The organism is Actinosynnema sp. NPDC023658 (assembly GCF_040639995.1).
Lineage (GTDB): Bacteria > Actinomycetota > Actinomycetes > Mycobacteriales > Pseudonocardiaceae > Actinosynnema.
Genome location: NZ_JBFAAX010000157.1, coordinates 1 through 12,324, shown reverse-complemented (window position 1 = coordinate 12,324; position 12,324 = coordinate 1). Strand labels below are relative to the sequence as shown.

Sequence of the window (12,324 nt, the reverse complement as noted above, 5' to 3'; positions counted from 1 at the left end):
GCCCGCAACCTACTCATGGACCTCGGCAACCGGGCCGACGACTTCCGGTTCCTGATCCGCGACCGGGCCGGACAGTTCACCGCCTCGTTCGACGCGGTCTTCTCCGCCACCGGCATCCAGGTCGTGAAGATCCCACCACGGTGCCCGCGAGCCAACTGCTACGCCGGACGGTTCGTCGGAACCGTCCGACGCGAAGCCACCGACCAACTGCTCATCATCAACGAACACCACCTGCGCACGCTACTGGACCACTACGTGAACCACTACAACCACCGCAGACCACACCAAGCCCTACAACTCAAACCACCGCGACCAGACCAGCCGATCGCAGAGCCAGGCTGTACGTCGATGCGTCGACGACCAGCCCTCGGCGGCCTGATCAACGAGTACGAACACGCCGCTTGACCAGCAACGACGACTTTTCGAGCGGTACACGTTGGGCGGCATCCTCATCGGTTACCATTATGCCACTCGACCTGCATGGACGATATTCCATGCACAACCCTTACAGGCCGCGCCGCTCGTTCTACAACCCGAATGCGAGATCGGGACGGAACCTACGGGAGGCGTCAAGCCCATCACGGCTGAGCGCCTTCGATTCCGCGAGCCTTTTTAGGTCGTCGAGGGCCAGCAAGGTGTGGCAGTTGTCGGCTCCCAACATCCGTTGGCGTGCTGCGGCGACGTACTGAAGGTGGTCGGCGGCCGCTTGTTGTTCTCCCTGTGCGGCTACGACACGAGCGAGGTAATGACGAGTCGTCGAGGTTTTCGGATGGTCGATGCCGAGGGCCTGTTGGCGGGCGGCGAGAACTTCCTCGAATCCGGACTTTGCTGCGGTTAGGTCTCGACCTTCGAACCAGTAGGCGCGCGCAAGATTGTGCCGGGCGTAGAGCACGAACGGATGCTTGGGGCCGTAAGTCTCCACTGTGCTCGAGATAACTGCGCGCAAGCCAGTCTTCGCCTGATCGAACATACCGGCTTCGGCCTGCGTTCGACATAGATTGTGCCACACGCGCAACGTTTGAAGATGCCTAATACCGTACCGTTGCTGCAGAATATCGAACGCGAACTGAAAATTGTCGACGATCTCGTCGAAGTAGCTACCGAGTTCAGTCAGAGGCGCGTCTCGCGTGTACATCGCGCGTAAAGTATCAGCATGATCAGGACCAAGAACTCGGCGACGTACATCGAAGACGCGCTCTGCTATTATTTTTGCTCGATGCAGTTCCCCGAGCTCATACAGAACGAAACTGAGCTGCGTGTCCGCCTTGAGTGTAACGGGGTCCTCAGAGCCGAGACTTTCCGTAGCGGCGGTCGACAACTCATCGAGGAGTTGTTTCGACCTCAAGAAGGCACCGTGCCGGTAAGCGATCAAACCGAGTTCATACATGGGATGGAAAAGGTCTGGATGATTCGAGCTGAAACTCGATCGCCTGATAGTGAGGCATCGCTCGAAGTAGGCTTCTGCTTCGGAGTACTCGCCGCGGTCGTGCAGATACGCCGCGAGCTTGCCGCTTAGCGCGTCGAGGAGTTCGAGGTCACCGTCTAGTTGAGTTGCATGGTCGATGTAGGCGACGGCGTGGGGAGATAAAGCCAAGAAGCGCTGCCACAATGCAAGATCGCCAGGATCCGAGGGAAATGCCGCATTAACAATTTCACCTACTGCGTCGTTCCACCGACAAAGTGACCAACGTGCGCTTTGATCACGTAGGGAAAGTATCGTGCGTGTAATGCGTTTGAGCAAGGACAGTTTCGACGGCCGAAGCCTGTCCCGAATGATGCCTTGAACCAGGCCGTGCATACGAATGAAACCGGGCTTGTCCACGCTTATGAGGGACGTGCTGACGAGTATCTCGATCAGGCGGTCCAGTTCGACGAGGTTGTGACAAGTTGCTGCGAGTTTGCGAGGAAGCGCCGCCAATTGATAAGTGGGCAGATCACGTGGTATCGGCTCTGTCCCGAGCAAGGCCAGCAGGCGTAGCAGTTGTGCTGCGGCGACGCTTCGACGTTGAACTTGTTCGACAGCGAGTTCGACGGTGATCGTCACGGGAGTCGGATAGGGGCCGGTGTTCCCCTCCAGCATCAGGAGCGCAGCGCTGCCGGAGAATCGTTTGTGGTACTCTGCGAGGGTAACCGCGCGAAGACGACAGTAATTCCCAGCTTGTGCGACCGCAAGCGGGAGTCCTTGTAGCTCGGTTGCCAGCGCGACTGCGGCTGTGATATCGGAGTCTCCGCTATGCGTGAGCAATAGCCGTATCGCATCGTTATTGTCCATGGCAGGGATCGGGTTGGTCGTCGCGATCGAGTCCCATGCTGGATTCCGCGATGTGATGATCACCTGACCAGGCCCGTTGGGCATGAGGCCTGCGATGGCGACAGGGTCGTTGACGTCGTCGAAGATCAACAGCCACCCGCTTCGGCGTTCCAGTGCCGCGATGGCGGCTTGAGCGGCAGTTTCCTGTTCGGCGTCCAGCGGTGCGACACCCAAGCGTCGCGCCAGGTCCGCTAGACCCGCCAGCGCCCATAGCCGACTCGATGCACTGATCCACCATCCCAAGTCGAAGCTGTCCCGATGACGCTCGGCGTACGCCATCGCGAGCTGGGTCTTACCCAACCCCGGCATACCGTGTAATGCAATGATCTTCGTCGACAGTGATGCTCGCGCCATCTGCCTTTTCATCCGCCCTAGCTCCGCAGAACGGCCCGTAAAGGTTCTAACAGGGCTAGGGACAGTCCAGATTCGTGCATCCGAGTTGGCGATACCCTTCCCAGTGGCGGACGATACTTCGGAGGAGAGTACGTCTGCGCGCGTACCGAGTCGCATGCGCCGCTCGGCGTAACCTGCTGTAAGTCCGCCAAGCAGTAATACGAGCACGCCGAGCGCGTACTGGTACAGATTGAAGAGCAATCCGGCCAAACCGAGCGTCACGGCACTCGAGCCGACGAGGAGCGACCTCCTTGACGTGCGCTCGAACGCACGTCGAAACCGTCGATCGTTCATGTTCGTGATTGTCACCTACGCTCTCGAACACTGCGGAGTCACTGCAAGATCACTGCTAGGAGGTACTGCTGAAGTAGCAAACCACACCTCCATCCGCATAGGCGGAACGGGTGTGAAGTGGCTGATCAGAGTTTATCCCCGACGAATGATGTTGTGCCGCTCGATCGCTGCTGTGCACTAGTAGAACTCCGTTAGGCGCTGTTGAGCTGCGGTTTTGTTGCCGGCGTTCGGGTCTGGACGGGTTGTCGGCAGGTGTGGCCGTGGCCTGCCCATACCGCGAGTAAGTGTTGGAGGCGGCGCAGGACGGCGTAGAGCGTAAGCCCCACGCAGGGGCCTCCGGGGTGCGGCAGAGCTTGGTGCAGATGGCTTGGGCGCCCAAGGCGAGGGTGACGTGGCGGTGCTACCTGTCCAGGAGCGGACGTCGAAGTGGTCCAGGCGGAGGCCGTCTTTGAGTTCACGGTAGTCGTGCTCGATGCGCCACCGGATCTTGGCGATCCTGACCAGGTCGCGAAGCCGGATGTTGGGAGGGAGGGTGGACAACCAGTAGTCGGTGGGTTCGGCCGCTCCGGTGGACCATTCCACGAGCAGCCAGCACTCCGGAAGGCTGCCGTCGGCGCACTTCGGGATGTGCCGGTTGGCCAGACGATGTACCTGCCGAGAACCCCATCCGCGCAGGTAGAGGACCTGCAAGGCCAAAGACCTCGAAGCGTTCACAGCTCGGCTGTACCCGCCGTGACATCGATCAGCACGGCATGATGACCGGCTGTGCCACTCCGACTGGCCTACCTCGGTGTGACCAACGCGTTCGCGCTGCTGCGCCTGCTGCCCATGAGTGATCGGGGTAACGACGTGAAGATTCTGGCGCTACGCCACCAGCTCACGATCCTAGAACGCCAACTAAGCAACGCTCGTCCGCGGTTCTCCCCCGGCGACCGGGCGTTCCTCGCGGCCCCGCTGCACCGACTCCCGGCAACCACGCTTCGTCAGCTCCGACTGCTGACGCGCCCGGAGGACGGTGCTGCGGTGGCACCGCGACCTCCTCGCGCCGCCACGCCACCAGGTCCCGCCCAAGCGTCCCGGCCAGCTACGAATCGTCCGCTCGATCCGGCTCCTGGAATCCGCAATAACGCGGGGGCGCGGGGCGCACGTCCCCGTCAGGATGAGAGCCCACCCCACCCTCGGAGGCCGATCGTGTCGTCCGCTCTGCGCACGGTCCTCCTCCTCGTCGCCGCCGTCCTGCTGGCCGTCGTCGGCGCGATCGGACTGGTCACAGACGTCTCGACCGAGCCGAACCCGACCCTCCCCTCGGTCAGCTGCGGCACCTCGGTTTCCCGGATCGACCACGGCACCGGCGGGTACGGCATGCTGTGCGACGACGCGATGACGGACCGCCGCGGATGGGCGTACACCGCGCTGCTGCTCAGCGTGCTCGGCGCCGCGGTCGCACTCGCCACTGCGTCCCGCCCGACGAACACGACCAGCGACGCCACGCAGCCAGCCGCCTAGTGCGGTGACCACATGCGTTCACCGGGTCGGGGACACGCCGGTCAAGATCCACGATGCCGGTTCGTGGTGATCTCATGCTCGGCGGTCACGTAGTCGCCGAGCATGGGGATGGGTCGATGGCCGAGCCGGTCAGAGCACGTCGATTAACCGAGGACGAGGGCCGTCGCCTGCTGAACTACGTGCGGCGGGGCAAGCAGGGCACGATCCGGATGCGCCGGGCGATGATCATCCTGGCGTCGTCGTCCGGGACCCCGGCGCCGTCGATCGCGCGCCTGGTCGCGGCCGACCCGGACACCGTGCGGGACCGACCCGTCAGCCCTCGCTCGGCACACCCGGCGGCACCCGTCGAAGTACCACGCGTAGACACCCGACCGCGCGGGAAGTGCGTATCCCACTACAACCACCGCCGACCCCACCAAGCCTTACAACTCACACCACCACGACCAGACCGGCCGATAGCACAGCCGGACACCTCGATACGCCGCCGACCAGTCCTCGACGGCCTCATCAACGAGTACGAACCCACAGCCGCTTAACCGCAGGTCAGGCCAGGTGGCCGACTTCTGGAACCCACAGGTGCGGGAGGTAGCGCTTGAGCCCTCCTTGCCACCGTTCAGGCCCAACGAAGCTCCGTGCCAACATCGACTCAGGCAGCAATCGAGATCCAGAAGGTACTCGCACTGCTGCCGCCCCACGGGATTTGACCGGTTCGAACCGATCCGGTATTCCTGCAATGGACTCGGTAGTTCAGGTACGTGTTTCCCGAAACCTGCTTATAAACGTTGTCGTAGTGAAGGTACTCGGTGTAGGTGCCCAACCCGCCGCCTGACGGCGTGAACAACTTATCACCCTGAGGACTGTTAGGTACCCAGACATAGAATTTTTCGACATAATCTGCCGGATTGGGAGTTCTACTGACACAGGCAGCGCGTACCCAAAGATTATTCCAGCCTGGACCAGTGGTCGCTTGCGCCGATACCGTCGGCAACAAGGTCGCCGCCACTACCATCGCCACCAGTGCGACCGATTTGACGATCTTGCAGAAGGTCATACTCCACCTCTTTCGTGAGGGATGAAGAGTTTACTCTAGTCAAGTTCAGCCAACTGATCGATTTCCAATTTTCACCCTATCGAGTAAGTGTCGAAGATCGGCCTTTGGGTTCCAGAACTCTGCACTGAGGCGCTGAGCTGCGGTGACCGCGCAGAATCAGTCGCAGGAGCATGATCGTGGGGCGTGGCGCTACGACTGCTGTATCTGATCTTCGTCCGGGTCGTCGGCTGGTTGGTTCTGCTCGGTAGGTCATCGGCGGCCAAGGACGTGGAGTTGCCGGTATTGCGGCACGAGGTCGCCGTGCTGCGCCTGGCCAACCCTCACCCGCGATTGGATTGGGCCGATCGTGCGGTGCTCGCCGCGTTGGTGCGACGCCTGTCCGACTGGTTACGACACCACCGGTTGGTGACGCCGGGCACCGTCCTGCGGTGGCACCGCCGACTGGTCACCAAGAAGTGGACCTACCCAAACCGCACCGGCCGACCACCGATGGACGACGCCGTGGTGGCGTTGACCGAGCGGATGGCCCGGGAGAACACCGGCTGGGGCTACCGCCGAATCCAAGGCGAGCTGCTCAAACTCGGCCACCGGGTAGCCGCTTCAACGGTTCGCCGCGTACTCAAGCGCCTGCGGATACCACCCGCACCCCGGCGCGACACCGACACCTCCTGGCGACGGTTCCTGCACACAGGCCGCGAGCCTGCTGGCCTGCGACTTCTTCCACGTCGACTGCGCCGTGACACTCAAGCGGGTCTACGTGTTCTTCGTGATCGAGATCGCCACCCGCTACGTCCACATCCTCGGCACCACCACCAACCCCGACGGAGCATGGACCGCGCAACAAGCCCGCAACCTGCTCATGGACTTGGGCGACCGGGCCGACGGCTTCCGGTTCCTCATCCGCGACCGGGCCGGCCAGTTCACCACCTCGTTCGACGCGGCCCTCTCCGGCGCCGACATCCACGTCGTGAAGAGCCCACCACGGTGTCCACGAGCCAACGCCCACGCCGAACGGTTCGTCGAGACCGTCAGACGCGAAGTCACCGACCGACTGCTCATCACCAACGAACGCCACCTGCGGGTCGTGCTGGGCCGCTACACGGCCCACTACAACCACCGCCGACCCCACCAAGCACTGCAACTCGCACCACCACGACCAGACCACCCGATCGCAGAGCCGGACTGCACCTCGATACGCCGCCGACCAGTCCCCGGCAGCCTGATCAACGAATACGAACCCCCCGCAGCATGACCCCAGGTCAGACCATACGGCCGACTTCTGGCACCCCACACGTACCGCCCGACGTCCACGCCGAACTGGCGGAGTCGACGGCCTCGTCGACCGTATCCCCACCGGCACCACCATCCGCCCTGCCGGACCTGCCCAGCGCGCCGGGGGGTAAGCGCACCAGGGTCACGGCCGTCGGTGAGCAGGCGCTCGATCCGCCAGGCGGCGTCGTTGCGCGACACCTCGCAGACCGTGGAGAACGCGCCCAGGGAGTACCGCAGGTCCTATCTGATCGCCGTGCGCGGCAGATCCGTCACCAGCCACCGCACCGGCCGCACATGCCGACGCTCGGAATCGGACTCGGCATCCAGGTAGCGGTACCGGTCGCTGACGCGGCCGAGCGCCACCTGCGGCGAGCCCTTCAACGGCATGACGACCAGGTCACCGACACCGATCCGCTCCCGCAACGCCCACAGCTGGGCGGCGAAGTTCCTGGCAGCCTGCTCCTTCGCCTCCGGCACCGCGGCCAACACCGCATTGGGCACCGCCTTTCGGGTGGACGCGCCGCTCAGGTCGGCCACCTCACCGAACCTTCCGCCGGTGTGATCGGTGGTCAACGCCCACCGCTCACGCTCCCCCGCCCTACCCGCCCGCGCCAATCACGCCCGTACCCAGAGCTCCCCCGCCACACAACCCGAACGGGTGAGCCCAATACGCAGGCCAAGCACGTGACCGGCGCCGGAGAGCGATCCGATCGGATCGACCGCAGTCGACCAGGAGCGATCAGGCGAGCCGAGTCCACAGCATTCCGGCGTCGATCCGGACGCGTCGTCCGCCTGTGGTCCGGACACATGGCGGGACGGCCATGTGTGGGTATGGGAGACGCAGCGATTTTTACCCGTCGGCCCGGACCTTCATTTCGAGGCGCGTGCGGGCAAGGTCGTAAGGGTCGCCATGCCCCTCCCGCCCCGCGTCGAACACCGCCTGCCGCAGCGTCCTGTCGGCGCAGTCCGATGTCACTCCGAGAGCCTCAGCGTGGGCGAAGTAGCCGGCTTCGACACTGGCGGTGTCGGCATAGAGATCGTTATCCACGTCCGCGAGAGTGGCGCACACTGTCGTCCGTCACCATTCCAGTTCCGTCCCAGCAGGTGCAGCCACAAGATTCGTTTTCACTACACACTGAGCTTCCCCCGGTAGCCCGGTGGCTTTCCAGACATGGTCCGATAGGGCCTGAAGGGAGTCGTCCGTGGCACCACCGAAGAAGTACCCCGACGAGTTGAGGGCGCGTGCGGTCCGGCTGTACCGGGAGTCCGACCCCAAGCCGGTGATCCGGCGCCTGGCCGAGCAGCTGGGCGTGCATCACGAGGCGTTGCGGAACTGGATCCGGCAGGACGAGGCCGACCGCGGCGAACGTGGCGACCGGCCCACGACCACCGAGTCCGAGGAACTGCGCAGGCTGCGCAAGCAGAACGCGGAGCTCAAGCGCGCCAACGAGATCCTGAAGACCGCGTCCGCGTTTTTCGCGGCCGAACTCGACCCGACCCGGCGACGGTCGTGAAGCTCGTCGATCAGCTTCGCGGCCGCTTCGCGGTCGAGTTCGTCCTCCGGGTCCTCGGTATCGCCTCCTCCACCTACCACGGCTGGGTGGCCCGCCAGGCCTACCCGTCGGACCGCGAACGCGAGGACCGGGCGATCACCGCGGAGATCACCGACATCCACGCCGCCTCCGGCGGCACCTACGGCAGCCCGCGGGTGCACCAGGTGCTGCGTCGCCGGGGCATCCTCGTGTCGCGCAAGCGGGTCGAGCGGCTGATGCGCCAGGCCGGCCTGCAGGGCGCGTTCCTGCGTAAACAGTGGCGGACGCCGTCGACCAGGCGGGACCCGCGGGCCGCACCGGCACCGGATCGGGTGAACCGGGACTTCACCGCGCCCGCGCCGGACCGGTTGTGGGTGGCCGACGCCACCCGGATCCGCACCGGCGAGGGCGTCTTCTGGCTCGCAGCCGTGCGCGACGCCTTCTCCAACCGGATCGTGGGCTGGAAGACCTCAGATCGCCGCGACACCGACCTCATGCTCGGCGCCTTGGAGTACGCCATCTGGTCCCGCGACGTGCGCGACGGACAGCTGATCCACCACAGCGACCGCGGGTCGACCTACACGGCCTTCCGGTTCGCGGAACGGTTGCAGGACAACGGGATCCTGCCTTCGATGGGGTCGGTCGGCGACTCGTATGACAACGCCCTGATGAAGAACTTCTTCTCCACGTTGAAGATCGAGTTGGTCTACCGCCGGTCCTGGCGCACCCGTGACGAGGCCGAGAACGAGCTGTTCCGTTATATCGACGGGTTCTACAACACCGAGCGCATCCAGAAGGACCTCGGCTGGCTCAGCCCCGACGAGTACGAAGCCGCCTGGCACGCCGCCCAGGCCGAACCGACTGCCATCCCGGCATCACCGGCCCGATCCAGCTAACAACCGCCTCGGGTTATCGGGGGAAGCTCACCGGCTTGTCCCATTATGTGTCGTGGGTTCAGGTGGTCGGGAATTCGCCGCTGTGGGACGCCTCCTGCACGCCGTTCCTGTACAGCCACGCAGCCGCGTCGGCGAACGAGTCGGATTGGAAGCACCCGAGGCCGCCGGGATACGTGCACAAGCTGAGCACCGGCACGTACACCGACCAGTGCGCGGGCTGGTCCGTGCACGACACGGTGGTGCCGCCGATCCCCCAGGCGCGGGAACCCGCGAATTCTTGGGAGACCCACACGTTGACGGTGGCGGTACCGGTGGTGGAGCAGGTGGCGGTGCCGTCGACCCACATCGCGTTAGCCTTGTCGGGGAACATGTCGACCGAGAGGCCGGTGATGGTGATGCCGGCCGCCGCGCCCGCCGGTGCTGCCGGCACCAGCGACCACGCCACCGCCGCCAACACGATTACGAGTAACGCGGCACGGGATCTGGCTCTCATAACGACACCTCCGGTAGTGGATCGGGCCACGGTAACGAGGCCGACCCGCCCACCACAGGCGTCGGAAGGGTGACGGCGCTACTCCGCGCCGACCTCTTCCCCGTCACGCAGCTCGGCGATCGTCGCCGGCAAGCCCGCCGCCTCCGTCACCGGCGACAACGGCTCGACCACGGCAATCACGCTGCGCCGGCGGACACGACCTCTTCGGCGAGTTTCACCACGTCGTCCCGCTCGTACGTGCCGCACACGAACGACGCCCAACTCTTCCCCCCGATGCCTCGAACGTGATCGCCCACGGCATGCCCTCCACGTCCGTGGCGTCATCGGGTTCGTACACGCCGAAGTGGCATAACACCCTCTCCACGATTTGAGGGGATTGACACCGGACGCGGCGCCGAGGTCGTGGCCGATTGGCTGCGAGCGCACCCGGGAGTCGAGGTCGTATGTCGGGACGGCTCGACCGCCTACGCGCAGGCCGTGCGGGACGCGCTGCCGCAGGCGACCCAGGTCGCCGACCGGTGGCATCCGTGGCACGGCCTGTGCGATGCCGCGGGCAGCGAGGTTGCGGCTCACAGCGCGTGCTGGGCAACGGCCACCGGACTGCGCCAGGGAAAGCTCGCCGAAACCACCCTGCAACGCTGGCAACAGATTCATGCCCGGCGCGAGGCCGTGTGGGGTGTCAGAACTCTGCACTGGGATGCTGAGCTGCGACGATCGCGCACGCTGGACCTCCAGGGCATGATCGTGGGGTGTGGCGTTACGACTGCTGTACCTGATCTTCGTTCGATTCGGTAACTGGCTGGTGCTCCTCGGCCGGTCCTCTGCGGCCAAGGACGTAGAACTGCTGGTGCTGCGGCACGAGGTCGCCGTGCTGAGCCGGACCAACCCCCGCCCGCAGTTGGACTGGGCCGACCGCGCGGTACTCGCCGCGCTGGTTCGCCGACTCCCCTGGCTGTTGCGTGAGCACCGGTTGGTGACACCGGGAACCATCCTGCGATGGCACCGGCGCCTGGTCGCGAGGAAGTGGACCTATCCCAGTCGCACCGGCCGACCTCCGGTCGACGACACCGTCGTGGCGTCGATCGAGCGCATGGCGCGGGAGAACGCCGGCTGGGGCTACCGCCGGATCCAGGGCGAACTGCTCAAGCTCGGACACCGAGTAGCCGCATCAACGGTTCGCCGCGTGCTCAAGCACCTGCGGATTCCACCCGCTCCCCGGCGCGACACCGACACCTCCTGGCGACGGTTCCTGCGCGCCCAGACCGCAAGCATCCTGGCTTGCGACTTCTTCCACGTCGACTGCGCCCTGACGCTCAAACGGGTCTACGTGTTCTTCGTGATGGAGGTCGCCACCCGCTACGTCCACATCCTCGGCACCACGATCAACCCCGACGGGGCATGGACCACCCAACAAGCCCGCAACATGCTGATGGACCCAGGCGACCGGACAGACGACTTCCGGTTCCTCATCCGAGACCGGGCCGGCCAGTTCACCGCCTCGTTCGACGCGGTCCTCTCCGGCACAGGCATCCAGGTTATGAAGATCCCACCACGGTGCCCGCGAGCCAACGCCCACGCCGAACGGTTCGTCGGGACCGTCCGACGAGAAGTCACCGACCGACTGCTCATCATCAACGAACACCACCTACGGACAGTGCTGGACCGCTACGCGGCCCACTACAACCACCGCCGCCCACACCAAGCACTCCAGCTCGCACCACCACGACCCGACAGGCCACCAGTAGCGCCGAACTACAGGTCGATACGTCGCCGACCAGTCCTCGGCGGCCTCATCAACGAGTACGAACCCACAGCAGCATAAACGCAGATCAGACCACGTGGCCGACTATTGGCACCCCACAGGCTGGGGCTACCGCACGATCCAGGGCGAGCTGTTCACGCTCGGCCACCGGGTCGCCGCCTCAACCGTGCGCCGCGTGCTCAAGCGCCAACGCATACCGCCCGCACCCGGGCGCGACAGCGACTCTTCGTGGCGGCGGTTCCTGCGCGCGCAGGTCGCGAGCCTGCCGGCCTGCGACTTCTTCCACGTCGACTGCGCCCTGACGCTCACGCGGATCCACGTGTTTCTCGTGATCGAAGTCGCCACCCGCTACGTCCACCTCCTCGGCGCCACCACCAAACCCGATGGAGCATGGACCACCCAACAAGCCCGCAACCTGCTCATGGGCCTGGGTGACCGAGCAGACGACTTCCGATTCCTCATCCGAGACCGGGCCGGCCAGTTCACCACCTCGTTCGACGCGGTCCTCTTCGATGCGGGCATCCAGGTTGTGAAGACCCCACCACGGTCTTCACGAGCCAACGCCCACGACGAACGGTTCTCGGGACCGTTCGACGCGAAGTCACCGACCGCCTGCTCATCCTCAACGAACACCGCCTGCGGACGGTGCTGAACCGCTACGCGACCCACTACAACCACCGCAGACCACACCGAGCACAGCAACTCGCACCACCACGACCTGGGGTTGACCCGTTTTGACGGACAGGGTCGGTGAGGTGTGGTCAGGCTACCTGGTCCACTGGGTGGTGTCGGATTGCTTCGTAGGTGGCGGGGC

Annotated in this window: 13 protein-coding genes and 2 pseudogenes; 9 read left to right on the top strand and 6 right to left on the bottom strand. The window is 64.7% G+C overall.

The genetic code is table 11. From position 1 onward, the window contains the following. Positions 1 to 405 (top strand): integrase core domain-containing protein (locus AB0G02_RS18350; RefSeq protein WP_360795516.1); only part of this gene is annotated, 405 nt, incomplete at its 5' end. A 121-nt stretch (positions 406 to 526) separates the two neighbouring features. On the opposite strand, the gene AB0G02_RS18345 is transcribed toward AB0G02_RS18350, so the two are convergent. Together AB0G02_RS18345 and AB0G02_RS18340 are read right to left on the bottom strand one after the other, a co-directional pair. Then, on the bottom strand, positions 527 to 2,998 hold the full coding sequence (locus AB0G02_RS18345; protein ID WP_360795513.1) for a tetratricopeptide repeat protein: 2,472 nt from the start codon (positions 2,996 to 2,998) through the stop codon (positions 527 to 529). A 382-nt stretch (positions 2,999 to 3,380) separates the two neighbouring features. Next, positions 3,381 to 3,616: pseudogene (locus AB0G02_RS18340) on the bottom strand (transposase); the annotation flags it as partial. A gap of 573 nt (positions 3,617 to 4,189) precedes the next feature. Between AB0G02_RS18340 and AB0G02_RS18335 the strand changes: the two are divergent. Together AB0G02_RS18335 and AB0G02_RS18330 are read left to right on the top strand one after the other, a co-directional pair. Beyond that, complete coding sequence (locus AB0G02_RS18335; protein WP_360795510.1) at positions 4,190 to 4,504, top strand: hypothetical protein; 315 nt, start codon at positions 4,190 to 4,192, stop codon at positions 4,502 to 4,504. A gap of 116 nt (positions 4,505 to 4,620) precedes the next feature. Beyond that, a complete protein-coding gene (locus AB0G02_RS18330; protein ID WP_360795507.1) occupies positions 4,621 to 5,040 on the top strand; it encodes a hypothetical protein in 420 nt (139 codons plus the stop codon). Positions 5,041 to 5,150: 110 nt separating this feature from the next. On the opposite strand, the gene AB0G02_RS18325 is transcribed toward AB0G02_RS18330, so the two are convergent. Beyond that, complete coding sequence (locus tag AB0G02_RS18325; protein WP_360795504.1) at positions 5,151 to 5,555, bottom strand: hypothetical protein; 405 nt, start codon at positions 5,553 to 5,555, stop codon at positions 5,151 to 5,153. Positions 5,556 to 6,291: 736 nt separating this feature from the next. On the opposite strand from AB0G02_RS18325, the gene AB0G02_RS18320 reads away from it, so the two are divergent. Beyond that, complete coding sequence (locus AB0G02_RS18320) at positions 6,292 to 6,807, top strand: integrase core domain-containing protein (protein ID WP_360795501.1); 516 nt, start codon at positions 6,292 to 6,294, stop codon at positions 6,805 to 6,807. Between the two features lie 260 nt (positions 6,808 to 7,067). Here the strand turns inward: AB0G02_RS18320 and AB0G02_RS18315 are convergent, their stop codons facing one another. Both AB0G02_RS18315 and AB0G02_RS18310 read right to left on the bottom strand, forming a co-directional pair. Then, entirely contained in the window at positions 7,068 to 7,364 is a 297-nt protein-coding gene (locus tag AB0G02_RS18315) for a hypothetical protein (protein ID WP_360795498.1), read from the bottom strand. 313 nt (positions 7,365 to 7,677) lie between these two features. Further along, the gene (locus AB0G02_RS18310) at positions 7,678 to 7,875 is read right to left on the bottom strand and encodes a hypothetical protein (protein WP_360795495.1); all 198 of its coding nucleotides are present in this window, start codon (positions 7,873 to 7,875) and stop codon (positions 7,678 to 7,680) included. 154 nt (positions 7,876 to 8,029) lie between these two features. On the opposite strand from AB0G02_RS18310, the gene AB0G02_RS18305 reads away from it, so the two are divergent. Beyond that, complete coding sequence (locus tag AB0G02_RS18305; RefSeq protein WP_360795492.1) at positions 8,030 to 8,341, top strand: transposase; 312 nt, start codon at positions 8,030 to 8,032, stop codon at positions 8,339 to 8,341. Then, the gene (locus AB0G02_RS18300; protein ID WP_360795489.1) at positions 8,338 to 9,255 is read left to right on the top strand and encodes an IS3 family transposase; all 918 of its coding nucleotides are present in this window, start codon (positions 8,338 to 8,340) and stop codon (positions 9,253 to 9,255) included. The genes AB0G02_RS18305 and AB0G02_RS18300 overlap by 4 nt, the downstream gene beginning before the upstream one ends. 58 nt (positions 9,256 to 9,313) lie before the next feature. Here AB0G02_RS18300 and AB0G02_RS18295 read toward each other — a convergent pair whose 3' ends face one another. Next, entirely contained in the window at positions 9,314 to 9,700 is a 387-nt protein-coding gene (locus AB0G02_RS18295) for a hypothetical protein (RefSeq protein WP_360795486.1), read from the bottom strand. Between the two features lie 435 nt (positions 9,701 to 10,135). On the opposite strand from AB0G02_RS18295, the pseudogene AB0G02_RS18290 reads away from it, so the two are divergent. From AB0G02_RS18290 to AB0G02_RS18280, 3 genes and pseudogenes are all read left to right on the top strand, one after another. Next, positions 10,136 to 10,273, top strand: a pseudogene (locus tag AB0G02_RS18290) (transposase); the annotation flags it as partial. Positions 10,274 to 10,499: 226 nt separating this feature from the next. After that, positions 10,500 to 11,570 carry an integrase core domain-containing protein gene (locus AB0G02_RS18285; protein ID WP_360795483.1) on the top strand — a complete coding sequence of 357 codons (1,071 nt, stop codon included), beginning with the start codon at positions 10,500 to 10,502 and terminating at the stop codon, positions 11,568 to 11,570. Positions 11,571 to 11,586: 16 nt separating this feature from the next. Further along, positions 11,587 to 12,162 (top strand): integrase, encoded by a 576-nt coding sequence (locus tag AB0G02_RS18280; protein WP_360795480.1) that lies wholly within the window; start codon positions 11,587 to 11,589, stop codon positions 12,160 to 12,162. The last annotated feature ends 162 nt before the right edge of the window (positions 12,163 to 12,324 follow it).